Here is a 23,081-nt window from a genome sequence, read left to right as displayed (position 1 = left end):
CCTTATTTGCAGTGGTGACCCACACGAAAGATCACATACAAAGAAAAATTTGTTTATTAACAGTTCATTGCGAAACCATCTAGCCAACAAATGCTAAATTGGTTCGCAATCAGGTACACAAATGAAAGACATTAACCTCTCACCTTCCACCCGGTTGAGCGATGTTAACACTAAAAAAAGGGAGATTGTACCTTTCCGTTTCACATTGATTCGATTCGCAATTCGTTTGTAGTGAGTACACCAGCAAAACGCTTAAAGAACAACTGATAACATCACGGTGCGTCTGAAAGGTTTACTGCGAGCGGATTTACAGCAGCATAAACTGAATCCAGCAAAGTTCGTTGCGTGATTTGGCGGTAGTATTTTAAACGCTCATGAGATTAATGACGAAGTGGTCATATCACAATGATAAAAGTGACACAATTCTTATAACAATTTTTCGTGCACATTTCGTTCTGGCGATAATAATTAATCATCATCCTCAAAACCTCCAGATATATATAAGGCGAACAGATTATGAGTCAAAACGATATCATTATCAGAACTCATTATAAGTCTCCTCATAGATTGCACATCGATAGCGACATACCAACACCTTCATCAGAGCCTATTAATCAATTTGCGCGCCAGCTCATCACCCTACTTGATACCTCTGACTTAAGTTCGATGCTGTCATACTGTGTTACTCAGGAATTTACCGCAAACTGTCGAAAAATATCACAAAATTGTTATTCCACTGCCCTTTTTACCATTAACTTTGCCACTTCACCCATCCATACAGAAAATATACTCATTACATTACACTATAAAAAAGAAATCATTTCCTTATTACTAGAAACCACGCCTATTAAAGCTAACCATTTGCGAAGCATACTGGATTATATTGAACAGGAACAGTTAACTGCTGAAGATCGTAACCATTGTATGAAACTGTCTAAAAAAATCCATAGAGAAAAAAACTATACACCCAACAGTAAATCTCAATGGTAGTGCATGTTTTTTGCAATCTCCTTCTGACGCTATTTTTTGTCGCCATCTGTCATTGCAATACGCCCTTGATTCATTGAGAAATGGAAAAGGCAAAGTCAACCTGATTAAACATTACTCCTCCGTTGAATCCATACAGCAGCATGTCCCCTTAGTCCGGGACGCGGAGTTCAGAGCATTACTTCGCCATCCTCCTGCAGGGAGTCGCGTTATCGCGAGTAAGGATTTTGGCTTCGCTTTAGATATTTTCTTTTGTCGAATGATGGCAAACAATGTCAGTCATATGTCCGCGATTTTATATATAGACAATCATACTTTGTCAGTAAGGCTACGAATAAAGCAGTCAGTGTATGGACAATTAAATTATGTTGTGTCCGTTTACGACCCGAACGATACCAACGTTGCCGTCAGAGACACCCACAGGACAGCACGGGGCTTTCTTTCGCTTGATAAGTTCATCAGTTCAGGTCCCGATGCTCAGACCTGGGCTGATAGATATGTTCGCAACTGTGCAATTGCTATTCTGCCCCTATTACCTGTGGGAGTTCCAGGGGCTATTTTCGCGGGTATTGCATCACGAATGCCATTTGCCCCTATACATCCATCGGCAATGTTGTTAATAATGGCTACAGGCCAGACTCAACAGCTTATTACATTATTCAAACAGTTGCCCATACTCCCTGAAAAAGAAATCATTGAAATAATAACTGCGCAGAATAGCGTTGGTACACCTGCTTTATTTTTGGCTATGATGAACGGACATACTGACAACGTGAAAATATTTATGCAAGAAATTCAGTCACTGGTAGATAATCACATCATTCATGAAGATAATCTGGTTAAATTACTGCAAACTAAAAGTGCTAACGAAACACCTGGACTTTATATCTCCATGTTGTATGGATTCGATGAAATAATCGATATCTTTCTGAATGCATTAACCACTCCAATAGCACAAGAGCTTTTAAACAAAAAACTGGTGATGAGTATTTTAGCCATGAAAATACATGATGGTGAGCCAGGATTATACGCCGCAATGGAAAATAATCACCCTTTGTGTGTCACACGGTTCCTCTCTAAAATTAATGGCATCGCCTTTAAATACAAGTTGAGCAAAGCTAACATCATGGATTTATTAAAAGGAGCTACAGCACAGGGAACCCCTGCATTATACATCGCCATGAGCAAGGGTAATGAAGACGTCGTGTTATCTTATATATCGACGCTGGGTGCTTTTGCAAAAAAACATTCTTTTAGTCAACATCAGTTATTTACACTATTGGCCGCTAAAAATCATGACAACATGTCAGCTGTTCATATAGCCATTCATCATAAGCATTATAAAACTGTAGAAACATATTATGCTGCTATTAATGCAATCAGCCAAAGCCTGAGTTTTAGTGCTGATGAAATAAAGACGTATTTATAACCAGCTATTTACGATATATATCGATACATAATTTTATTTTTTTCATAAAACGCAGAAACAGTGACCATGTGCACAACGCCACCCGACGGCTGTAATAACAAAAAATCCCTTGATGCCTGTCCCTTTTGTTACACTCCGTTATCACGCACAAGAGATATGCAGGACACTGGTATGCCGACTAAACGCTTTGATAAAAAACACTGGAAGATGGTGGTGGTGCTACTGGCAATCTGTGGCGCTATGTTGTTGCTACGTTGGGCAGCAATGATTTGGGGCTGAGCAGTGACAAACGAAGACAGCCAGACCGCATAACACGGTCCGGCAGATAATTTTACATGCTGTAGCCCAGCGATAAGGTTGTCCGACGGTCGGTATGTTCCGGTGCAGACTCTGGAGGTTCAGAGTTCCATGTGACGTTGTAAGCCACCTTCAGTCCAAAATGTTCATTAATAGCAACATTTAATGCGCTTTCGGAGTTCAGCGTTGTGTCTTCCGCGCCAAAGACCGAAACACCCTGCGTAAATTTAGCGTTGTCAGTCAACTGCCATGCATAAGCCCCGGAGGCATAGCCCAGCGGCTGGGTTTCACTGGCATTGTCGGTATATTTGTCGTAACGCACACCTGGACCGAATTCAAAGCGGAAACTGTGTACCGGGCCATTCAAAAACTGACGACCATAACCCGCGGTCAACACATCGCGCTCTCGATAGCCGTTATAACGGTCTGTCAGCCAGCTTGCCTGACCAAATAAATAGTCATAATCAGTTAAATTAAAACGGCTACGCCCGCCCGCCGCATATTTTTCTGAAGAACGCTCATCATTAGAAGAAGTATTACTGGCGTTCCCCCACAGCGACCAGGCAGTGGTGTGTCCATACCAGGTCATGGTGGTGTCAGCCGTAAGTGAGGAGCTTTTCGTATTGCCTGATTGTGCAAGATATCCTGCGTTCAGATTACCTTCGAAAGGTTTTTTAGCGCTGGCAGGATCATCCATGACAGTAAAAACGGAATCATCGGCAGCTGCATTCAGTGACGCAAACATGCCCCCCGCCAACATAACGATGGCAGGAACTGTCTTCAAAAGCTTCATTTATCAAGAGTCCGTACAACAAAAAAAGAGACCATCGCGGTCCCGGAAACTTTCTTAAGGATCAAAGATTAGCGTCCCTGGAAAGGTAACGAATTATAAAAAGGCGCGAATAACTTAGCAATGTATTCTTATTTCATTTTTTGAATAAGCATGTGGCGAAAACAGATTTTTATTTATATATATTTATCTGCAAAATTTTAAATAAAGCTCCAATAAATCATATTGTTAATTTCTTCACTTTCCGCTGATTCGGTGCCAGACTGAAATCAGCCTATAGGAGGAAATGATGGTACGTATCTATACGTTGACACTTGCGCCCTCTCTCGATAGCGCAACAATTACCCCGCAAATTTATCCCGAAGGAAAACTGCGCTGTACCGCACCGGTGTTCGAACCCGGGGGCGGCGGCATCAACGTCGCCCGCGCCATTGCCCATCTTGGAGGCAGTGCCACAGCGATCTTCCCGGCGGGTGGCGCGACCGGCGAACACCTGGTTTCACTGTTGGCGGATGAAAATGTCCCCGTCGCTACTGTAGAAGCCAAAGACTGGACCCGGCAGAATTTACACGTACATGTGGAAGCAAGCGGTGAGCAGTATCGTTTTGTTATGCCAGGCGCGGCATTAAATGAAGATGAGTTTCGCCAGCTTGAAGAGCAAGTTCTGGAAATTGAATCCGGGGCCATCCTGGTCATAAGCGGAAGCCTGCCGCCAGGTGTGAAGCTGGAAAAATTAACCCAACTGATTTCCGCTGCGCAAAAACAAGGGATCCGCTGCATCGTCGACAGTTCTGGCGAAGCGTTAAGTGCAGCACTGGCAATTGGTAACATCGAGTTGGTTAAGCCTAACCAAAAAGAACTCAGTGCGCTGGTGAATCGCGAACTCACCCAGCCGGACGATGTCCGCAAAGCCGCGCAGGAAATCGTTAATAGCGGCAAGGCCAAACGGGTTGTCGTTTCCCTGGGTCCACAAGGAGCGCTGGGTGTTGATAGTGAAAACTGTATTCAGGTGGTGCCACCACCGGTGAAAAGCCAGAGTACCGTTGGCGCTGGTGACAGCATGGTCGGCGCGATGACACTGAAACTGGCAGAAAATGCCTCTCTTGAAGAGATGGTTCGTTTTGGCGTAGCTGCGGGGAGTGCAGCCACACTCAATCAGGGAACACGTCTGTGCTCCCATGACGATACGCAAAAAATTTACGCTTACCTTTCCCGCTAACAAAAACATTCCCCCAGCATTGGGGGAATCATCACCAACCTGTCGGCAACGCGTTTCTCCGACTATGCTCAAAAGTCATGTGATAACAAAGGGGTGAACTATGGCCAGTGGCGATCTTGTCCGTTATGTCATAACCGTCATGTTGCATGAGGATACATTGACTGAAATTAACGAGTTGAATAATTACCTGACTCGCGACGGTTTTTTGCTCACTATGACGGATGATGAGGGAAATATCCATGAGCTGGGAACTAACACTTTTGGACTTATCAGTACCCAAAGTGAAGAAGAAATTAGAGAACTGGTTTCGGGGCTTACCCAAAGTGCAACCGGCAAAGATCCTGAAATCACCATCACGACCTGGGAGGAATGGAATAGCAACAGAAAATAAATGGTTTTTGGGCAATAATCAGTCTGTGGTGTGCGTTAGCTCGTGTTTTTACACCGCATTCTTGCGCTAACCTTATGATCTGGCAGACAACATGGGAGAGACATCATGTGGCAGGCAATCAGTCGTCTTTTGAGCGAGCAGTTAGGTGAAGGCGAAATCGAACTGCGTAATGAACTGCCTGGCGGAGAAGTCCATGCCGCATGGCATTTGCGCTATGCAGGACATGATTTTTTCGTCAAATGTGATGAAAGGGAACTGCTTCCCGGTTTTACCGCCGAAGCCGACCAACTGGAGTTACTGTCGCGTAGTAAAACCGTCACCGTGCCTAAGGTTTGGGCAGTTGGCGCTGACCGTGACTACAGTTTTCTGGTGATGGATTATCTCCCACCTCGTCCGCTGGATGCGCATAGCGCATTTATTTTTGGTCAGCAAATTGCGCGTTTACATCAATGGAGCGACCAACCACAATTTGGCCTTGATTTCGATAACGCGCTCTCCACAACTCCACAGCCCAACACCTGGCAACGTCGCTGGTCAACGTTTTTTGCTGAACAACGGATTGGCTGGCAGTTGGAACTGGCTGCAGAAAAAGGGATCGCTTTCGGCAATATCGACGCCATCGTCGAGCATATTCAGCAGCGTCTGGCCTCACATCAACCGCAGCCTTCTCTGTTGCACGGCGATTTATGGTCCGGCAACTGTGCACTGGGTCCGGATGGCCCGTACATTTTCGACCCGGCCTGCTACTGGGGTGACCGAGAGTGCGACCTGGCGATGTTACCGCTGCATACTGAACAGCCGCCACAAATCTATGACGGCTATCAGTCAGTATCCCCGCTACCTGCCGATTTCCTTGAACGTCAACCGGTTTACCAACTCTACACGCTGTTAAATCGTGCAAGGTTATTTGGCGGTCAGCATTTGGTTATTGCTCAGCAGTCATTGGATAGATTATTAGCAGCATGATATGGGTTGAGGATAATGGCCGCTCCGTGCGGCCTTTTGATTAAATAAACCCAAGCAGAGAAAAGAACACATAACCTGCAGCAATACAAATAACCGGCAGGATATACAGTGAGAAAAACTGCAGGAAAATAGTATGGTGCGGAACAACAATACGGGACTCAATTTGTTCACGCGTTAGCCCCTCTTCCCCTTTGGCTTTTTCCAGAATGAGTTGATCTTCAACACCTTCCCGCAAGAAGCGCGCCTGGCGACTCATCCGGGCACCGGAATCCTGCAACGCCAGTCCGACAAAAATCAGGATGAAAATCACCCAGAACATAACGTTCACGCCACCATTAAAATTGGGCGTCGGGGAGTTATACCAGAATAGATTCAAAAAAGGCGTATTCGCCTGCATCATATCGATCATGACATGAGTAAAGTCGAGCATGACCGCATTAATGCCTTCCTGGTTTTCCTGCCGGGTATTCATAAATTTCAGCAAAGAAATCAATGTAGAGATCAATGCAGGTATAAAAATCACCCAACCCAAAATCCTTTTCAAAACAGCAATGCGTCCAGCTTGTTGATACGTCATGAGTTCTCCTTGATTAAGACGCGTCGTTTCACTTAGTTTACCTGTAGATATCTGTTTTCGCCCATTCTTTAAAGGCGATATGATAGGCGCTTAATCATAAGCACGGCTTAATACCTTACACATAATGCTCTAAAGGAGAGGTTGTAATGTCAACCCCGCGTCAGATTCTTGCTGCAATTTTTGATATGGATGGATTACTTATCGACTCAGAACCTTTATGGGATCGAGCCGAACTGGATGTGATGGCAAGCCTGGGGGTGGATATCTCCCGTCGTAACGAGCTGCCGGACACCTTAGGTTTACGCATCGATATGGTGGTCGATCTTTGGTACGCCCGGCAACCGTGGAATGGGCCAAGCCGTCAGGAAGTAGTAGAACGGGTTATTGCCCGTGCCATTTCACTGGTTGAAGAGACACGTCCATTATTACCAGGCGTGCGCGAAGCCGTTGCGTTATGCAAAGAACAAGGTTTATTGGTGGGACTGGCCTCCGCGTCACCACTACATATGCTGGAAAAAGTGTTGACCATGTTTGACTTACGCGACAGTTTCGATGCCCTCGCCTCGGCCGAAAAACTGCCTTACAGCAAGCCGCATCCGCAAGTATATCTCGACTGCGCAGCAAAACTGGGCGTTGACCCTCTGACCTGCGTAGCGCTGGAAGATTCGGTAAATGGCATGATCGCCTCTAAAGCAGCCCGCATGCGTTCCATCGTCGTTCCTGCGCCAGAAGCGCAAAATGATCCACGTTTTGTATTAGCAGACGTCAAACTCTCATCGCTGACAGAATTCACCGCAAAAGACCTTCTCGGTTAATGACCAGGGGCAGTGATCTCGCTGTCCCTGGTTCTTTATCTGAAATTGCATTCAACTGACGGATTAATCGTCAATTTAAGAGAAAGAGTTACACCGTCACCACTTCCGTGCACTGTATAAAAATCCTATACTGTACGTATCGACAGTTTAGTGAGTTTTATCATGACGGCGGAAGGTCACCTTCTCTTTTCTATTGCTTGTGCGGTATTTGCCAAAAATGCCGAGCTGACGCCCGTGCTGGCACAGGGTGACTGGTGGCATATTGTCCCTTCCGCAATCCTGACGTGTTTGTTACCGGACATCGATCACCCAAAGTCGTTTCTTGGGCAGCGATTAAAATGGATATCAAAACCGATCGCCCGCGCTTTTGGGCATCGTGGTTTTACCCACAGTCTGCTGGCGGTATTTGCGCTGCTGGCAACCTTTTACCTTAAGGTTCCGGAAGGCTGGTTCATTCCGGCTGATGCGCTACAAGGAATGGTGCTGGGTTATTTGAGCCACATACTTGCCGATATGCTGACACCCGCCGGTGTTCCCCTGCTCTGGCCATGCCGCTGGCGTTTCCGCTTGCCTATCCTGGTTCCCCAAAAGGGCAACCAACTGGAACGTTTTATCTGCATGGCATTATTTGTCTGGTCGGTATGGATGCCCCATTCATTACCCGAGAACAGCGCTGTTCGTTGGTCATCGCAAATGATCAATACCTTGCAGATCCAGTTTCATCGGCTTATTAAGCATCAGGTTGAATACTAAAAAGGCAAAAATCACCTTTCTGGAATAAGCAATTCCATTTGAATATAAGAGCCAGCTCACAGTTCTGTTAATCTTGCGCCAACACTATGACTGCTACGCAGTGATAGAAATAATAAGATCAGGAGAACGGGGATGAACTTTCCATTAATTGCGAACATCGTGGTGTTCGTTGTACTGCTGTTTGCGCTGGCTCAGACCCGCCATAAACAGTGGAGTCTGGCGAAAAAAGTGCTGGTGGGTCTGGTGATGGGTGTGGTTTTTGGCCTTGCCCTGCATACCATTTATGGTTCTGACAGCCAGGTACTTAAAGATTCTGTACAGTGGTTTAACATCGTTGGTAACGGCTATGTTCAACTGCTGCAAATGATCGTTATGCCGTTAGTCTTCGCCTCTATTCTGAGCGCGGTTGCCCGTCTGCATAACGCATCTCAGTTAGGCAAAATCAGTTTTCTGACCATCGGTACGCTTTTGTTTACCACGCTGATTGCGGCGCTGGTCGGTGTGCTGGTCACCAACCTGTTTGGTTTGACGGCTGAAGGTCTGGTTCAGGGTGGTGCAGAAACTGCACGTCTGAACGCCATTGAAAGTAACTATGTTGGTAAAGTCTCTGATCTGAGCGTTCCGCAGCTGGTCTTGTCCTTTATCCCGAAAAACCCGTTTGCCGATCTTACCGGAGCCAATCCGACGTCAATTATCAGCGTGGTAATTTTTGCCGCATTCCTCGGCGTAGCTGCATTGAAACTGCTGAAGGATGATGCGCCGAAAGGTGAACGCGTCTTAGCCGCTATCGATACCCTACAAAGCTGGGTGATGAAACTGGTTCGCCTGGTCATGCAGTTGACCCCTTACGGCGTTCTGGCTCTAATGACCAAAGTGGTTGCAGGTTCTAACTTGCAAGACATCATCAAACTGGGAAGTTTCGTTGTCGCGTCCTACCTCGGTCTGCTGATTATGTTTGCAGTGCATGGCATTCTGCTGGGCATTAATGGCGTGAGTCCGCTGAAGTACTTCCGTAAGGTATGGCCTGTGCTGACGTTTGCCTTTACCAGCCGTTCCAGTGCTGCGTCTATCCCACTGAATGTGGAAGCACAAACGCGTCGTCTGGGCGTTCCTGAATCCATCGCCAGTTTCGCCGCCTCTTTCGGTGCAACCATTGGTCAGAACGGCTGCGCCGGTTTGTATCCGGCAATGCTGGCGGTGATGGTTGCGCCTACGGTTGGCATTAACCCGCTGGACCCGATGTGGATTGCGACGCTGGTCGGTATTGTTACCGTTAGCTCCGCAGGCGTTGCCGGTGTCGGTGGTGGTGCAACTTTCGCCGCACTGATTGTGCTGCCTGCGATGGGCCTGCCAGTAACCCTGGTGGCGCTGTTAATCTCCGTTGAACCGCTTATCGACATGGGCCGTACGGCGCTAAACGTTAGTGGCTCGATGACAGCTGGCACGCTGACCAGCCAGTGGCTGAAGCAAACCGATAAAGCCATTCTGGATAGCGAAGACGACGCCGAACTGGCACACCATTAATTCTTATGCTGGCAACGGTCCGTTTCATATAGGGGCCGTTGCCTTACTTTTTAAATGTTCCATCGCGGCGATGCATACTGACTCATATTTAAACAGATCGTCAGCGAAAAAATGTCCAACTTATCAATACATTCCTGGCTCAATGAATGTGCCTGTAGCGAGAAGCTTAAAACCTCATACCCGAGACGTTTTCTAAGTGAACTATCTGGAATACTCATAATATCTTCAAGTATACCACTTCCCATTCCCGGAAGATTTAGTGGATTAAAAAGAAGATTGATATTAAGCATTGATATTATCGAAGGAAACTTTAGGAGACTCTCATTTTTTTGAATCGCAGCAAAAATGCTCCCGACAGGATGTATATAATTTTGTTCATAGTATATAGTCCTTAAATAATGAATAACCAACCTGTTTTTTATATTGATCAAATTCGTCATTTTTTCTGGGCGAAACACAGAAGTGACATCCATTCCAATAAAATCTTTATTTATACCTCTTATCCGAATTTCACTACCATAAAGATTATTAATTATTACTTTATATTTAACATTGTCCTGCAGATATGTATCAAAACTAAGTGTTGGCGCTCCTGGCTTTGAGGCATCATAGTTAATGTTAGACATATAGGCAATCATATAATTAAAATTTGATTCTGCTATTTCATCGCAGTCACATTGACCCGTTGATATAAAGAAAGTGAGTGCCGCCATGGTAGACTCAAGCCTTTCTTTAAAAGAGTCAAAAGCCAGACTTTTAATATTTAAATCACCATAATTACTCTGTATTAAGTTTGTAGAAAACATCTCCCACCTCATATTGTTAACAAAATTATTATCTCATTTAAATCTAAGTCATTTACAATATAAGTTTAAGAGCGACGCCACAGGATGAACTATCAAAAATAGCTCATCATGATTAGCAAAACTTAACCATTTAAAATAAATAAACAATTAAAGAAAAAAGATCACTTATTTATAGCAATAGATCGTCAAAGGCAGCTTTTTGTTACAGGTGGTTTGAATGAATGTAGCAACGAAATACAAAATTTCAGGCCATGTAACTCCCGGCAAAACCGGGAGGTACGTAATCCTTACTCAGTCACTTCCCCTTCCTGGCGGATCTGATTTGCCCAACGTTGGGCAGATTCAGGCACAGTAAACGCCGGTGAGCGCAGAAATGACTCTCCTATCAGTACAAACGCAACATATTTGCCACGCAGCATCCAGACATCACGAAACGAATCCATCTTTATCGCATGTTCTGGCGGCGCGGGTTCCGTGCGTGGGATATAGCTAATAATCTGGCGGTTTTGCTGACGGAGCGGTTTCTTCATTACTGGCTTCACTAAACGCATATTAAAAATTAGAAAAACTGTAGTTTAGCCGATTTAGCCCCTGTACGTCCCGCTTTGCGTGTATTTCATAACACCGTTTCCAGAATAGTCTCCGAAGCGGGATCTGGCTGGTGGTCTATAGTTAGAGAGTTTTTTGACCAAAACAGCGGCCCTTTCAGTAATAAATTAAGGAGACGAGTTCAATGTCGCAACATAACGAAAAGAACCCACATCAGCACCAGTCACCACTACACGATTCCAGCGAAGCGAAACCGGGGATGGACTCACTGGCACCTGAGGACGGATCTCATCGTCCAGCGGCTGAACCAACACCGCCAGGTGCACAACCTACCGCCCCTGGGAGCCTGAAAGCCCCTGATACGCGTAACGAAAAACTTAATTCTCTGGAAGATGTACGCAAAGGCAGTGAAAATTATGCGCTGACCACTAATCAGGGCGTGCGCATCGCCGATGATCAAAACTCACTGCGTGCCGGTAGCCGTGGTCCAACGCTGCTGGAAGATTTTATTCTGCGCGAGAAAATCACCCACTTTGACCATGAGCGCATTCCGGAACGTATTGTTCATGCACGCGGATCAGCCGCTCACGGTTATTTCCAGCCATATAAAAGCTTAAGCGATATTACCAAAGCGGATTTCCTCTCAGATCCGAACAAAATCACCCCAGTATTTGTACGTTTCTCTACCGTTCAGGGTGGCGCTGGCTCTGCCGATACCGTGCGTGATATCCGTGGTTTTGCCACCAAGTTCTATACTGAAGAGGGTATTTTTGACCTCGTTGGCAATAACACGCCAATCTTCTTTATCCAGGATGCGCATAAATTCCCCGATTTTGTTCATGCGGTAAAACCAGAACCGCACTGGGCAATTCCACAAGGGCAAAGTGCCCACGATACTTTCTGGGATTATGTTTCTCTGCAACCTGAAACTCTGCACAACGTGATGTGGGCGATGTCGGATCGCGGCATCCCCCGCAGTTACCGCACCATGGAAGGCTTCGGTATTCACACCTTCCGCCTGATTAATGCCGAAGGGAAGGCAACGTTTGTACGTTTCCACTGGAAACCACTGGCAGGTAAAGCCTCACTCGTTTGGGATGAAGCACAAAAACTCACCGGACGTGACCCGGACTTCCACCGCCGCGAGTTGTGGGAAGCCATTGAAGCAGGCGATTTTCCGGAATACGAACTGGGCTTCCAGTTGATTCCTGAAGAAGATGAATTCAAGTTCGACTTCGATCTTCTCGATCCAACCAAACTTATCCCGGAAGAACTGGTGCCCGTTCAGCGTGTCGGCAAAATGGTGCTCAATCGCAACCCGGATAACTTCTTTGCCGAAAACGAACAAGCAGCATTCCATCCAGGTCATATTGTTCCTGGTCTGGACTTCACCAACGATCCGCTGTTGCAGGGGCGTTTATTCTCCTATACCGATACACAAATCAGTCGTCTTGGCGGGCCAAATTTCCATGAGATTCCGATTAACCGTCCGACCTGCCCTTACCATAATTTCCAGCGTGACGGCATGCATCGCATGGGGATCGACACTAACCCGGCTAATTACGAACCGAACTCGATTAACGATAACTGGCCGCGCGAAACACCGCCGGGGCCGAAACGCGGCGGTTTTGAATCATACCAGGAGCGCGTGGAAGGCAATAAAGTTCGCGAGCGCAGCCCATCGTTTGGCGAATATTATTCCCATCCGCGTCTGTTCTGGCTAAGTCAGACGCCATTTGAGCAGCGCCATATTGTCGATGGTTTCAGTTTTGAGTTAAGCAAAGTCGTTCGTCCGTATATTCGTGAGCGCGTTGTTGACCAGCTGGCGCATATTGATCTCACTCTGGCCCAGGCGGTGGCGAAAAATCTCGGTATCGAACTGACTGACGACCAGCTGAATATCACCCCACCTCCGGACGTCAACGGTCTGAAAAAGGATCCATCCTTAAGTTTGTACGCCATTCCTGACGGTGATGTGAAAGGTCGCGTGGTAGCGATTTTACTTAATGATGAAGTGAGATCGGCAGACCTTCTGGCCATTCTCAAGGCGCTGAAGGCCAAAGGCGTTCATGCCAAACTGCTCTACTCCCGAATGGGTGAAGTGACTGCGGATGACGGTACGGTGTTGCCTATAGCCGCTACCTTTGCCGGTGCACCTTCGCTGACGGTCGATGCGGTCATTGTCCCTTGCGGCAATATCGCGGATATCGCTGACAACGGCGATGCCAACTACTACCTGATGGAAGCCTACAAACACCTTAAACCGATTGCGCTGGCGGGTGACGCGCGCAAGTTTAAAGCAACAATCAAGGTCGCTGACCAGGGTGAAGAAGGGATTGTGGAAGCTGACAGCGCTGACGGTAGTTTTATGGATGAACTGCTAACGCTGATGGCAGCACACCGCGTGTGGTCACGCATTCCTAAGATTGACAAAATTCCTGCCTGATGGGAGGCGGCGCAATTGCGCCGCCTCAAATGATTTACATAGTGCGCTTTGTTTATGCCGGATGCGGCGTGAACGCCTTATCCGGCCTACAAAACTGTGCAAATTCAATATATTGCAGGAAACACGTAGGCCTGATAAGCGAAGCGCATCAGGCAGTTTTGCGTTTGTCAGCAGTCTCAAGCGGCGCAGTTACGCCGCCTTTGTAGGAATTAATCGCCGGATGCAAGGTTCACGCCGCATCTGGCAAACATCCTCACTTACACATCCCGATAACTCCCCAACCGATAACCACGCTGAGCGATAGCACCTTTCAACGACGCTGATGTCAACACATCCAGCTCCGTTAAGCGTGGGAAACAGTAAGCACTCTGACGGATAGTATTATCGATAAACGCCGGATGACACATCACCTCCAGCGAACGATCACCCCGATGGCCTGCGTCATCCAGCACTTGCAGGAACAGCGACTCACTGATCTCTTCACCGTAGAATGCACTGCTGAATCCCTGGGTAGTGCGCAGGTTGACCGGCAAATCAAACGCCATCTGACGATCCGCCCGCAACGCAATGCCCTGCTCTGCCGCAAACCTGGCAACAATCGGGAAAATCTGCGGGAACATATGCACATGATGATGGCTATCAAGATGCGTAGGTTTGCGTCCAAATAGCTCAATGAAACGCAAATACTGACTGACAAGCTCCTGAGTAATTTCTTCCAGCGGTAAAGCATCTTCTTCTGCCAACTGCCAGATCCATTTTCCCAGCACACCATCGCGGGTTAACCCCGGCATAGCTGTCAGTGGCTTACCCATAGTAAGGACAAAGTGCATCCCTATGGCCAGACTCGGTTCATCACGACTCAACTGCACCGCATGGTCAATAGCCTGCCCATTCACCAGCGCCGTCGTCGACGTGACAATCCCATTGCGACAGGCCTCGATAATGCCGTAGTTCTGACCTTTGCTTAAGCCAAAATCATCGGCATTAACAATCAGTAAGCGTTCCATAATCAGCCTCGGTTAATGTGCTTTTTTAAGCTCTGCGATGCAGTCGGCAAAGTTTGGCAGCCATTTCTCGTGCGCCAGAATCATCTCGCGTGCCAGCAGCTCAGCATCGCGATCGGAATGCACCAACGGACTAAGGTTTAGCGCCAGTAACACATCGTTAAATTCTCCGCTAAGTGCGGCGTTACTGGCAGCAATCTCGAAGCCTTTAATGGTGTGAATCAGCCCCATTACTTTATCATCGAAATGCGTAATGCGCGGATGTGGCGTCGCGCCATCGCGCCCCAGCTTACAGGTCATTTCTACTGCCCAGTCTGCCGGAATATTATCAATCTGCCCATGATGCGGGATATTAACGTAATGTTCTGCTTGCTTGTCGTTGTAGATAGCGTTGATCACTTCGCATGCTGCATCAGAGTAATAAGCCCCACCGCGCTGTTCCAGTTCTTTCGGCTTAACTTTCAGCTCAGGATTTTTATACAGCTCAAAAAGTTGTTTCTCGACTTTCTGTACTACCTGCGCTCGTGCGCCGCCTTTGTAGTATTCGCCCATTTCAATAGCCAGCATCTCTTTCTGCTTGAAGTAATACAGCAGATAAGAACATGGCAGCAGATTCAACGAACGAATTAAGCCCTCACTAAATGGCAGATCGAAAATATTTTTTACAGAGGACGCTTTTAACTGCCCTGACGCCACACCATCAAGCAATTCGGCAAAGCGCGACTTGCCATTTACCAGCACATCCTTAATGAACACCATATGGTTGAGGCCGAACAAATCGATAGATAAATCATCGCTGTCTTTCAGCATCAGAACATCGCGAATAAACATCTTCATGCCGATCGGAATATTACACACGCCGATAAAGCGTTTAAATCCGGTATGACGATAAACGGCTTCAGTGACCATTCCCGCCGGGTTAGTGAAGTTAATCACCCATGCATTCGGACAAAGTTCTTCGACATCTTTTACGATGTCAAAAATCACCGGAATGGTACGCAGACCTTTAAACAAACCGCCCGCGCCGTTGGTTTCCTGACCAAGATAACCATGACTTAATGGAATACGTTCATCCAGTTCACGCGCCGGTAATTGGCCAACGCGCAGTTGGGTAGTAACGAAATCAGCATCTTTCAATGCTTCGCGGCGATCCAGCGTTTTATAAAGCTTCATCGGGACGCCAGCGTTATCAATCATCCGTTGGCAGAGATCGAAAATAATATCCAGTTTCGCTTTACCACCTTCGACATCCACCAGCCATAATTCGCTGACCGGCAATTCGTGATAACGCTTAATAAATCCTTCCAGTAACTCCGGGGTATAGCTGCTCCCGCCACCAATAGTGACGACTTTTAATTTCTGGCTCATAATTTCTCCCTTCAGTACAGAATACTGATATCTGGCATATCTGCCCCCCCGGACATAAATAATCCAGCAACAGGACAGATATGTGAATTGTCAGGTATAACGACTTACTGATTAAATTCAGTCAATTTCTTACGATAGCTCTTAGGCGTAAAGGACGTTAATTTCTTAAACGTTTTAATAAACAAACTCGGGCTACTATAACCGGCCTCAAACGCAATATCCGTCACTGAATAGTTGGTCATTTCCAGTTGTTTTTTGGCAAAATTAATACGGATTTCATTAATAATCTGCATTGGCGTTTTGCCATAATATCGTTGAGTCGCTCGCGTCAAATATTCCTGTGATTTGGCTGACAACGCCACCATATTCTCCAGCGCCGATTCACTAAACTGCTCTTTATCATGCATCTTTTCTACCGTACTTTTCAGCCACTGCGGTACATCATCAATCACCTGTTCTTCGCGGTAATGACGTAAACGGTTAATGACATAAAAAGTAACCATCTCAACAAACTCTTCCAGCCCTGTTTCGCGGAAATTCAATGAAGAAATCACTGTTTCCACATAGGTGAGAAAAGCGTTATTGGTCCGGTATACCTGCGAAGCGACAAAGCAATAAGGCAACAATGGCAGGTAATGCTGCTCAAAAAAGCGTTTACTGATCCCAACGTTCAATATGCGCGTGGCACCAAACTCATAAAAACTTTGATGGTGCGAACCTAACGGAATAAAAACAAAATCGCCCCGTTCCAGTAACACGCGCTTACCGTTAATCTCCTGGAAATAACGCCCGGTTAATACCAGAGTAAATTCATAATAGTCGTGCTGATGCAGTCCGCTGATACTCTCAGTTTTGTTATAGATAAACACATGGAAGTTTTTGCCATTAAACAACTGCTGTTCTCGGGCAGTGGCAATTTCCGGCGCGTTAATCACTGGCTGCATCATCGACTCCTTATGCCTTCAGTTTTTCATGAAGCTCAATTAATTCAGTAATCAGTTCACGCGCAAGCATGGACGTCATTAAATGATCCTGAGCGTGGACCAGCACCAGACTCACTTTCATCTTACCTTCGCCCGCATCGCCTTCAATCAGTTTCGTCTGTACCAGATGCGCTTCATTCAATGCCATCCGTGACTGATCCATCATGGCTTTTGCTGCGGCAAAATCGCCCTGCTTCGCCTGTTTCAGTGCCGCATACGCCAGGCTGCGCGCTTGTCCGGAGTTGATGATCAGCCCCATCACCACTTCTTCCAGCTCTTCAGCTTCCGTTTGCGTATCGGGAATGTTATCGAGATCCATCATACATCGTTCCTCTCTTTTCTTACCGGCACGATTACCCGTACCGGCATCGATTAAAATTTCAGGGCGTTAGCGATATCTTCTTCGCTCTCTTCTTTATCAATCGCATTTTGTGCTTTGTTAGCCACCACAACAAAGGGCAGATAAATTAACGTTGCGATGCCAAGGTTGAAGAGTGCGACCAGCAATGCGGCGACGCTACCGTTGGTGTTAAAGAAGGCTCCCAGACCGGTTGGCATGGTCCACGGTGCAATATTGGTCACCGGAGGAATAATGCCCATGTAGTACGCTGCGAGGGTGATTGCCGCCAGAATCGGTTGTACCAGTACAAACGGGATAAACATCACCGGGTTCATGATAATTGGCAGACCAAACAGAATCGGTTCGTTAATCTGGAAGATGCCGGACGGCAGCGCCAGTTTTGCCACCTGACGATAATCAGCACGGCGAGAGGCGATAAAGATAGCCAGGATCAGGCCTAAAGTCGCACCACTGCCCCCAAGGAAAATAAAGGAGTCCAGCATCGGCTTGGCCCAGATATGGAAGGTCTTACCGGCTGCCAGCGCCGCTTCGACGGAACCATATTGCTGATAGGTCGCGATATTTTCCAGTGCCCACGGCGTCATAATGCCGTTGTCCAGTGCGGTCAGCGCCAGCGCGCCATGAATACCGAAGAACCAGAGCAGTGGAACAAAGATCACATAGGCCCAGCCCACCACGCTACCCAACGATGCCAGTGGGGTTGAGATGGTATCCATAATGATCTGATGGAAGTTGGTGCCCCAGGTATTCAACGCCCAGGCAATAATCCCCATCACGGAAAGAATAATAAAGCCGGGAATTAATGCCGAGAAGGAACGCGATACTGAAGCAGGTACGCTGTCGGGCAGTTTAATGACCCAATTGCGGCGGACAATAAAGGTAAACATTTCTGCCACCACCAGGCCAATAATAATCCCGGAGATGATATTCGCCCCACCTAACCAGTTTGCACCAACCGCATAGGCCTCACCGACACTATATGGGGTGACGGTCATAAATGCTGCAACGGATAACAACCCAGCCGCCAGCGCATCGACTTTACGCTCTTCTGCCAGCGCCATGCCAATAAAGAACGGTGCCATTAAAGACATTATTCCTAATGTTCCGTTATATACGTTGCCGCCAATACCTTTCAGACCATTAAGTGTTTCAATGGTTGAGGCGTCGAGGCGAATACCTAAGGAATAAAAAAACGACCCCTCCCCAAAGCTTAGAAAAACGTTGTTAATTAATACAAACATGGCCCCCGCAAGGGTTAACGGCATTAAGCGAATAAAGCCATTTTTGATTGCATTAACGTGTGGCTGCTTTCCTATTTTAACTGCAAAAGGGAGGAGTACCTTTTCAAGCGATGCAATAACATTACTCATAGAAAAATACCCTTAAAAACCGCAATTTAAATATTGCGGTATTGATTTATGAAATAACTCTTTGACGGGAAAATTTAAAATAAATTAATTTGCTGCGGCTTTTTTAATCGCTGCAACCGCAGCCTTAAGCACGCCTAAACCATCGACTTTGCCATAAAGCAGCGAGTCAATTACTTCAACCGGTTTGTTGGGTAACAAACGCTGGATTTCGGGCAACATATAAGCAATCTGCGGCCCTAATAACACGACATCGGCATTCTGACCTTTTTCACCAGCCAGTGTTTCCGGAAATGCTTCAATAATGACCGGAACTTCATATTTTTCTGCCTGTGCGCGCATTTTTGATACCAGTAAAGAGGTAGACATGCCCGCAGAACAAAACAGATAAATGTGTTTCTTTTCCATAAAACTGCCCTCATCGACGATTATCTGTCAGCCAGACACTCCGCAAGCCTTAACCTGCTTCCATGCTCTGGGTAACTTGCGAAACCAACATGACTTTTTTTGTGGCTGAAAGGAGTATACGGTATAGACCTGAGCAATAGTATTTCTTTGACCTTATAAATTGTTTCTCCTTGACCTGTGGTTATGACCCTCTTCACATTTCGGGCAAATAATTCGCGAAGATAATTAAGAACTCAGGCCAAAAAAAACCGGCGCAATGGCCGGTTTCCGTTGTTACTCAAGCTTTCAGACGAATTGATTACTTCGCAGCCTGTGGATCAGTGTCGTATTCAGCACAGGTCTGATAACCGGAGTTGATGACATGTCCGGTATCATCTAACGCGACAAAGTAGGTTTCTGCTTTACCATCACGTTGACCCAGGATGTAGGTCTGGCAAGTACCGCGAGCATGGATCATGCTCACTTCAGACGAAGGTTTACCCGCAATTTGTGCAACCTGCGCCCGGCTCATGCCTTTTTTGACGTCTTTCACCACAGGCTGTACAAACTGGTCTTTGGTACGATCATAAGCCGTACAACCCGCCAGCATGGTTAATACCGCCGCTGCACTCAGAATTCCTGCCATATTCTTGTTCATATTCCGTCCTCTTGTTTATCAGCGTGTTAGATAAGCCTGGAATACATTGGGCGCTTTTTCAAGCCCGTGAACGAAACGGCTCCGCTTTCAGAGGATTCCTGTATGACGTTTTAACCACCATTCAGCCCGCTGTCGCTTGTCGTTTCAGTAGCAACGGGTTAGCTTTAAGGAAGTTTTGTCTTTTCTGTCTGGAGGGGTTCAATGACATTGCAACAACAAATAATAAAGGCGCTGGGCGCAAAACCGCAGATTAATGCTGAAGAGGAAATTCGTCGTAGTGTCGATTTTCTGAAAAGCTACCTGCAAACTTATCCGTTCATTAAATCACTGGTGCTCGGGATCAGCGGCGGTCAGGACTCCACGCTTGCCGGAAAGCTGTGCCAGATGGCGATTAATGAGCTGCGCCTGGAAACCGGCAACGAATCACTGCAATTTATTGCCGTACGCCTGCCCTATGGTGTTCAGGCCGACGAACAAGATTGCCAGGATGCCATTGCCTTTATTCAACCGGATCGCGTATTAACCGTTAATATCAAGGGCGCGGTATTGGCCAGCGAACAGGCATTGCGGGAAGCAGGCATTGAACTGAGCGATTTTGTCCGTGGCAATGAAAAAGCGCGTGAGCGGATGAAAGCACAATATAGCATTGCGGGTATGACCAGCGGTGTCGTGGTGGGCACCGATCATGCAGCAGAAGCCATTACCGGATTCTTCACTAAATATGGTGACGGCGGTACGGACATTAATCCGCTGTATCGTCTCAACAAACGTCAGGGTAAACAGTTACTGGCGGCATTAGCTTGCCCGGAACACCTTTATAAGAAAGCGCCAACGGCCGATCTGGAAGATGATCGCCCTTCTCTGCCAGATGAAGTGGCACTCGGCGTGACCTATGACAATATCGACGACTATCTGGAAGGGAAAAACGTACCTCAACAGGTCGCCAGAACAATAGAGAACTGGTATCTGAAAACCGAACATAAACGCCGTCCGCCAATTACCGTTTTCGATGATTTCTGGAAAAAGTAATAATTTGCACATATTGGATTGTGCGAAAAAGAGTAATTTGTTCACGCCGGATGCGGCGTGAACGCCTTATTCGACCTATAAAACTATGCAAATTCAATACATTGCAGGAGTCGAATAGGCCTGACAGGCGTAGCACGTCAGACGGTGTAACCTTTGTCATCGACCCGCCTCTTTTTTAATCGCTTCCCGCCTGTTACACTGGATAGATAACCAGCATTCGGAGTCAACAGTGGTACGGCGTTTAACTTCTCCGCGGCTCGAATTTGAAGCTGCGGCAATTTATGAATATCCCGAACATTTACGTTCATTCCTTAATGACTTACCCACCCGACCAGGGGTGTATCTGTTTCATGGTGAAAGTGACACCATGCCGCTCTATATCGGCAAAAGCGTTAACATCCGCAGCCGCGTCCTTTCTCATTTACGTACCCCGGATGAAGCCGCCATGCTACGGCAATCCCGACGGATCAGCTGGATATGTACCGCCGGTGAAATCGGCGCTCTGCTCCTTGAAGCGCGATTAATCAAAGAACAACAGCCGCTGTTTAATAAACGGTTGCGCCGCAATCGCCAGCTCTGTGCCCTGCAATTAAATGAAAAGCGCGTCGATGTGGTGTATGCCAAAGAGGTGGATTTTTCACGAGCCCCCAACCTGTTTGGCCTGTTTGCCAATAGGCGCGCAGCTTTGCAAGCATTGCAGACCATCGCTGATGAACAAAAACTTTGTTATGGCCTGCTGGGACTGGAACCGTTAAGTCGCGGTCGTGCATGTTTTCGTTCAGCGCTAAAACGTTGCGCCGGAGCATGCTGCGGTAAAGAGAGCCATGAGGAACATGCGCTACGCTTGCGCCAGTCTCTGGAGCGTTTGCGGGTGGTGTGTTGGCCTTGGCAAGGGGCGGTGGCGCTGAAAGAACAGCACCCGGAAATGACTCAATATCATATTATTCAAAACTGGCTGTGGCTGGGGGCGGTTAATTCGCTGGAAGAAGCGACAACGTTAATTCGGACACCCGCCGGGTTTGATCACGACGGTTATAAAATTCTTTGTAAGCCGCTGCTTTCCGGTAACTATGAAATTACTGAACTTGATCCGGCGAATGACCAGCGAGCCAGTTGATTTCACTGAACAACAGTTTACCTTGCGGTTGTAAAAGCCGCAGGGTGTGCCTGCCATCGAACCAGCACGCACCCTGGTCGGTAGTGAGCAATTTATCGCCCAGTTGCCACGCCCCGTTAATCACAAACACCACCCCGCCGCGTGAGCCAAAGGTAGTAAACGTACGTTCGGCAATTCTGACTTTCGCCTTACAGACATCCAGGCGTGTCATGATGTTGAAATCCATCGACATCTGCCCTGCCGTCAGTTTCGCTTTTACCACCTGGTCCGCTGCAAAGGCAAAAGGCTGGAACGGTTTTAAGGTATGGTTAAAGCGGTCTGCGCTTTCAAGGAGCATCTCGCCGCCTTCCAGCAACGTCACTATCCTTTCCATGCCGGGAAACAAAGAAAACTCCCCATTCGCCGCGATGGATGCAATGCTGGCACGCCAGTAAAAATCACGTTTTGCCGGTGGGAACGTGCAAATTTCGCGCGTTTCACCGGCAGCATTTCGCCACAGATTCACCGACATTTTACGCATATCAAAGTATTCCATACTCGCTCCCGGCCCGTTCTTTTCATTGTTATCGTTCAGGTAACCGTGGATGGTTATCGGCAACTCGGGTGATTTACGTTAGTGGTGATCAGGCTTTTTTTACAACTGTTTGAGAAGAGAAAAGAAAACCGCCGATCCTGTCCACCGCATTACTGCAAGGTAGTGGACAAGACCGGCGGTCTTAAGTTTTTTGGCTGAAAGATTATTCAGCAGTTGCAGGCATTTTACCTTTTGCCGCTGGACGTTCTGTCAGACGCTTCTCAAAATTAGCATTAAATTGCTTTTTCTGTTCCGGCGTCAGGATGTTGTAAATTTTGTTCTGGGTTTCCATGTGCGCCAGCATGTTAGCTTTGCGCTGTTCTTCCATTTTTGCGATCTGCGCTTCAGCTTTTACTTTATCGAAGGTATCGCTGGCAATGATGTCATGCATTGCGCGGCGTTCTTCCAGCGGCGGACGTTTCATCTGGTCACGCTGGCCTTTCATGATTTCGCGGATCTGCTGTTTCTGCGCGTCGGTCAGGTTCAGGTCTTTGAACATCATGTCCTGATGCGGACCGAACTTGCCTTTGTGGTGCATCATCGGCTTCGCGTCAGCCGGTGCTGCGGTAGTGGTGTCTGCGGCATGGGCCAGGTTAGCCGCGCCAAGAGCCAGGGTAGAGGCAACAAACAGTGCAGTTAATTTACGCATATTCTATATCCTTCCTTTCAGTTATTTATTACGGC

The 23,081-nt window shown here is 47.2% G+C and carries 22 protein-coding genes and 2 pseudogenes; 11 read left to right on the top strand and 13 right to left on the bottom strand.

The window, feature by feature from the left end:
• The first annotated feature begins 516 nt into the window (after positions 1 to 516).
• Together espL1 and yniD are read left to right on the top strand one after the other, a co-directional pair.
• Positions 517 to 2,416 (top strand): annotated as a pseudogene (gene espL1 / locus K0778_RS01715) (type III secretion system effector EspL1).
• A 171-nt stretch (positions 2,417 to 2,587) separates the two neighbouring features.
• A complete protein-coding gene (yniD, locus tag K0778_RS01710) occupies positions 2,588 to 2,695 on the top strand; it encodes a small membrane protein YniD (protein ID WP_001142445.1) in 108 nt (35 codons plus the stop codon).
• 52 nt (positions 2,696 to 2,747) lie between these two features.
• Here the strand turns inward: yniD and K0778_RS01705 are convergent, their stop codons facing one another.
• Complete coding sequence (locus tag K0778_RS01705) at positions 2,748 to 3,506, bottom strand: YdiY family protein (protein WP_000771391.1); 759 nt, start codon at positions 3,504 to 3,506, stop codon at positions 2,748 to 2,750.
• 286 nt (positions 3,507 to 3,792) lie between these two features.
• Between K0778_RS01705 and pfkB the strand changes: the two genes are divergently transcribed.
• From pfkB to K0778_RS01690, 3 genes are all read left to right on the top strand, one after another.
• Positions 3,793 to 4,722 (top strand): 6-phosphofructokinase II, encoded by a 930-nt coding sequence (gene pfkB / locus K0778_RS01700; protein WP_000251727.1) that lies wholly within the window; start codon positions 3,793 to 3,795, stop codon positions 4,720 to 4,722.
• A gap of 100 nt (positions 4,723 to 4,822) precedes the next feature.
• Entirely contained in the window at positions 4,823 to 5,113 is a 291-nt protein-coding gene (gene ghoS / locus K0778_RS01695) for a type V toxin-antitoxin system endoribonuclease antitoxin GhoS (RefSeq protein ID WP_000146159.1), read from the top strand.
• A 105-nt stretch (positions 5,114 to 5,218) separates the two neighbouring features.
• Positions 5,219 to 6,079, top strand: coding sequence for a fructosamine kinase family protein (locus tag K0778_RS01690; RefSeq protein ID WP_001619517.1), 861 nt, complete (start codon positions 5,219 to 5,221; stop codon positions 6,077 to 6,079).
• A gap of 40 nt (positions 6,080 to 6,119) precedes the next feature.
• On the opposite strand, the gene K0778_RS01685 is transcribed toward K0778_RS01690, so the two are convergent.
• A complete protein-coding gene (locus tag K0778_RS01685; RefSeq protein ID WP_000222172.1) occupies positions 6,120 to 6,656 on the bottom strand; it encodes a YniB family protein in 537 nt (178 codons plus the stop codon).
• Positions 6,657 to 6,802: 146 nt separating this feature from the next.
• On the opposite strand from K0778_RS01685, the gene hxpB reads away from it, so the two are divergent.
• The 3 genes from hxpB (at position 6,803) to tcyP (ending at position 9,748) form a co-directional block, all read left to right on the top strand.
• Entirely contained in the window at positions 6,803 to 7,471 is a 669-nt protein-coding gene (gene hxpB / locus K0778_RS01680) for a hexitol phosphatase HxpB (RefSeq protein ID WP_063084429.1), read from the top strand.
• A 162-nt stretch (positions 7,472 to 7,633) separates the two neighbouring features.
• A complete protein-coding gene (locus tag K0778_RS01675) occupies positions 7,634 to 8,224 on the top strand; it encodes a metal-dependent hydrolase (RefSeq protein WP_001297653.1) in 591 nt (196 codons plus the stop codon).
• A 132-nt stretch (positions 8,225 to 8,356) separates the two neighbouring features.
• Positions 8,357 to 9,748: a cystine/sulfocysteine:cation symporter gene (gene tcyP, locus K0778_RS01670; RefSeq protein ID WP_001010696.1), complete on the top strand. Its 1,392-nt coding sequence runs from the start codon at positions 8,357 to 8,359 to the stop codon at positions 9,746 to 9,748.
• Positions 9,749 to 9,772: 24 nt separating this feature from the next.
• On the opposite strand, the pseudogene ydjO reads toward tcyP, so the two are convergent.
• A pseudogene (ydjO, locus tag K0778_RS01665) lies at positions 9,773 to 10,554 on the bottom strand (protein YdjO).
• A gap of 287 nt (positions 10,555 to 10,841) precedes the next feature.
• On the bottom strand, positions 10,842 to 11,105 hold the full coding sequence (gene cedA, locus K0778_RS01660; RefSeq protein ID WP_001241551.1) for a cell division activator CedA: 264 nt from the start codon (positions 11,103 to 11,105) through the stop codon (positions 10,842 to 10,844).
• 182 nt (positions 11,106 to 11,287) lie between these two features.
• On the opposite strand from cedA, the gene katE reads away from it, so the two are divergent.
• The gene (gene katE / locus K0778_RS01655) at positions 11,288 to 13,549 is read left to right on the top strand and encodes a catalase HPII (protein ID WP_000077873.1); all 2,262 of its coding nucleotides are present in this window, start codon (positions 11,288 to 11,290) and stop codon (positions 13,547 to 13,549) included.
• A 257-nt stretch (positions 13,550 to 13,806) separates the two neighbouring features.
• On the opposite strand, the gene chbG is transcribed toward katE, so the two are convergent.
• The 7 genes from chbG to osmE form a co-directional block, all read right to left on the bottom strand.
• On the bottom strand, positions 13,807 to 14,556 hold the full coding sequence (chbG, locus tag K0778_RS01650) for a chitin disaccharide deacetylase (protein WP_000440471.1): 750 nt from the start codon (positions 14,554 to 14,556) through the stop codon (positions 13,807 to 13,809).
• Between the two features lie 12 nt (positions 14,557 to 14,568).
• Complete coding sequence (gene celF, locus K0778_RS01645) at positions 14,569 to 15,921, bottom strand: 6-phospho-beta-glucosidase (protein ID WP_000078757.1); 1,353 nt, start codon at positions 15,919 to 15,921, stop codon at positions 14,569 to 14,571.
• Between the two features lie 104 nt (positions 15,922 to 16,025).
• On the bottom strand, positions 16,026 to 16,868 hold the full coding sequence (chbR, locus tag K0778_RS01640) for a transcriptional regulator ChbR (protein WP_000983647.1): 843 nt from the start codon (positions 16,866 to 16,868) through the stop codon (positions 16,026 to 16,028).
• A 7-nt stretch (positions 16,869 to 16,875) separates the two neighbouring features.
• The gene (chbA, locus tag K0778_RS01635; RefSeq protein ID WP_000968919.1) at positions 16,876 to 17,226 is read right to left on the bottom strand and encodes a PTS N,N'-diacetylchitobiose transporter subunit IIA; all 351 of its coding nucleotides are present in this window, start codon (positions 17,224 to 17,226) and stop codon (positions 16,876 to 16,878) included.
• 50 nt (positions 17,227 to 17,276) lie between these two features.
• Positions 17,277 to 18,635, bottom strand: a complete 1,359-nt coding sequence (gene chbC / locus K0778_RS01630; RefSeq protein WP_000073041.1) for a PTS N,N'-diacetylchitobiose transporter subunit IIC — start codon at positions 18,633 to 18,635, stop codon at positions 17,277 to 17,279.
• Between the two features lie 84 nt (positions 18,636 to 18,719).
• Positions 18,720 to 19,040 (bottom strand): PTS N,N'-diacetylchitobiose transporter subunit IIB, encoded by a 321-nt coding sequence (chbB, locus tag K0778_RS01625; RefSeq protein ID WP_000412169.1) that lies wholly within the window; start codon positions 19,038 to 19,040, stop codon positions 18,720 to 18,722.
• Between the two features lie 298 nt (positions 19,041 to 19,338).
• A complete protein-coding gene (osmE, locus tag K0778_RS01620; protein ID WP_001039044.1) occupies positions 19,339 to 19,677 on the bottom strand; it encodes an osmotically-inducible lipoprotein OsmE in 339 nt (112 codons plus the stop codon).
• Positions 19,678 to 19,878: 201 nt separating this feature from the next.
• On the opposite strand from osmE, the gene nadE reads away from it, so the two are divergent.
• Positions 19,879 to 20,706 carry an ammonia-dependent NAD(+) synthetase gene (gene nadE, locus K0778_RS01615; RefSeq protein WP_000175026.1) on the top strand — a complete coding sequence of 276 codons (828 nt, stop codon included), beginning with the start codon at positions 19,879 to 19,881 and terminating at the stop codon, positions 20,704 to 20,706.
• A 229-nt stretch (positions 20,707 to 20,935) separates the two neighbouring features.
• Positions 20,936 to 21,823, top strand: coding sequence for an excinuclease Cho (gene cho, locus K0778_RS01610; protein WP_000252397.1), 888 nt, complete (start codon positions 20,936 to 20,938; stop codon positions 21,821 to 21,823).
• On the opposite strand, the gene ves is transcribed toward cho, so the two are convergent.
• Both ves and spy read right to left on the bottom strand, forming a co-directional pair.
• On the bottom strand, positions 21,783 to 22,358 hold the full coding sequence (gene ves / locus K0778_RS01605) for an environmental stress-induced protein Ves (RefSeq protein ID WP_001300480.1): 576 nt from the start codon (positions 22,356 to 22,358) through the stop codon (positions 21,783 to 21,785). The genes cho and ves overlap by 41 nt on opposite strands.
• Before the next feature lie 202 nt (positions 22,359 to 22,560).
• Positions 22,561 to 23,046 (bottom strand): ATP-independent periplasmic protein-refolding chaperone Spy, encoded by a 486-nt coding sequence (gene spy, locus K0778_RS01600; RefSeq protein ID WP_001228984.1) that lies wholly within the window; start codon positions 23,044 to 23,046, stop codon positions 22,561 to 22,563.
• Positions 23,047 to 23,081 lie beyond the last annotated feature (35 nt).

This window comes from Escherichia sp. XD33 (assembly GCF_019375075.1).
GTDB classification, from domain to species: domain Bacteria; phylum Pseudomonadota; class Gammaproteobacteria; order Enterobacterales; family Enterobacteriaceae; genus Enterobacter; species Enterobacter flexneri_A.
The sequence above is the reverse complement of the archived record's forward strand: the minus strand, read 5'-3'. Positions and strand labels throughout refer to the sequence as shown.

Bases quoted from the DNA above. Each gene is read 5' to 3' on its own strand.
- yniD (WP_001142445.1), top strand. From the start codon at position 2,588: ATGCCGACTAAACGCTTTGATAAAAAACACTGGAAGATGGTGGTGGTG.
- K0778_RS01705 (WP_000771391.1), bottom strand. From the start codon at position 3,506: ATGAAGCTTTTGAAGACAGTTCCTGCCATCGTTATGTTGGCGGGGGGC.
- pfkB (WP_000251727.1), top strand. From the start codon at position 3,793: ATGGTACGTATCTATACGTTGACACTTGCGCCCTCTCTCGATAGCGCA.
- ghoS (WP_000146159.1), top strand. From the start codon at position 4,823: ATGGCCAGTGGCGATCTTGTCCGTTATGTCATAACCGTCATGTTGCAT.
- K0778_RS01690 (WP_001619517.1), top strand. From the start codon at position 5,219: ATGTGGCAGGCAATCAGTCGTCTTTTGAGCGAGCAGTTAGGTGAAGGC.
- K0778_RS01685 (WP_000222172.1), bottom strand. From the start codon at position 6,656: ATGACGTATCAACAAGCTGGACGCATTGCTGTTTTGAAAAGGATTTTG.
- hxpB (WP_063084429.1), top strand. From the start codon at position 6,803: ATGTCAACCCCGCGTCAGATTCTTGCTGCAATTTTTGATATGGATGGA.
- K0778_RS01675 (WP_001297653.1), top strand. From the start codon at position 7,634: ATGACGGCGGAAGGTCACCTTCTCTTTTCTATTGCTTGTGCGGTATTT.
- tcyP (WP_001010696.1), top strand. From the start codon at position 8,357: ATGAACTTTCCATTAATTGCGAACATCGTGGTGTTCGTTGTACTGCTG.
- cedA (WP_001241551.1), bottom strand. From the start codon at position 11,105: ATGCGTTTAGTGAAGCCAGTAATGAAGAAACCGCTCCGTCAGCAAAAC.
- katE (WP_000077873.1), top strand. From the start codon at position 11,288: ATGTCGCAACATAACGAAAAGAACCCACATCAGCACCAGTCACCACTA.
- chbG (WP_000440471.1), bottom strand. From the start codon at position 14,556: ATGGAACGCTTACTGATTGTTAATGCCGATGATTTTGGCTTAAGCAAA.
- celF (WP_000078757.1), bottom strand. From the start codon at position 15,921: ATGAGCCAGAAATTAAAAGTCGTCACTATTGGTGGCGGGAGCAGCTAT.
- chbR (WP_000983647.1), bottom strand. From the start codon at position 16,868: ATGATGCAGCCAGTGATTAACGCGCCGGAAATTGCCACTGCCCGAGAA.
- chbA (WP_000968919.1), bottom strand. From the start codon at position 17,226: ATGATGGATCTCGATAACATTCCCGATACGCAAACGGAAGCTGAAGAG.
- chbC (WP_000073041.1), bottom strand. From the start codon at position 18,635: ATGAGTAATGTTATTGCATCGCTTGAAAAGGTACTCCTCCCTTTTGCA.
- chbB (WP_000412169.1), bottom strand. From the start codon at position 19,040: ATGGAAAAGAAACACATTTATCTGTTTTGTTCTGCGGGCATGTCTACC.
- osmE (WP_001039044.1), bottom strand. From the start codon at position 19,677: ATGAACAAGAATATGGCAGGAATTCTGAGTGCAGCGGCGGTATTAACC.
- nadE (WP_000175026.1), top strand. From the start codon at position 19,879: ATGACATTGCAACAACAAATAATAAAGGCGCTGGGCGCAAAACCGCAG.
- ves (WP_001300480.1), bottom strand. From the start codon at position 22,358: ATGGAATACTTTGATATGCGTAAAATGTCGGTGAATCTGTGGCGAAAT.
- spy (WP_001228984.1), bottom strand. From the start codon at position 23,046: ATGCGTAAATTAACTGCACTGTTTGTTGCCTCTACCCTGGCTCTTGGC.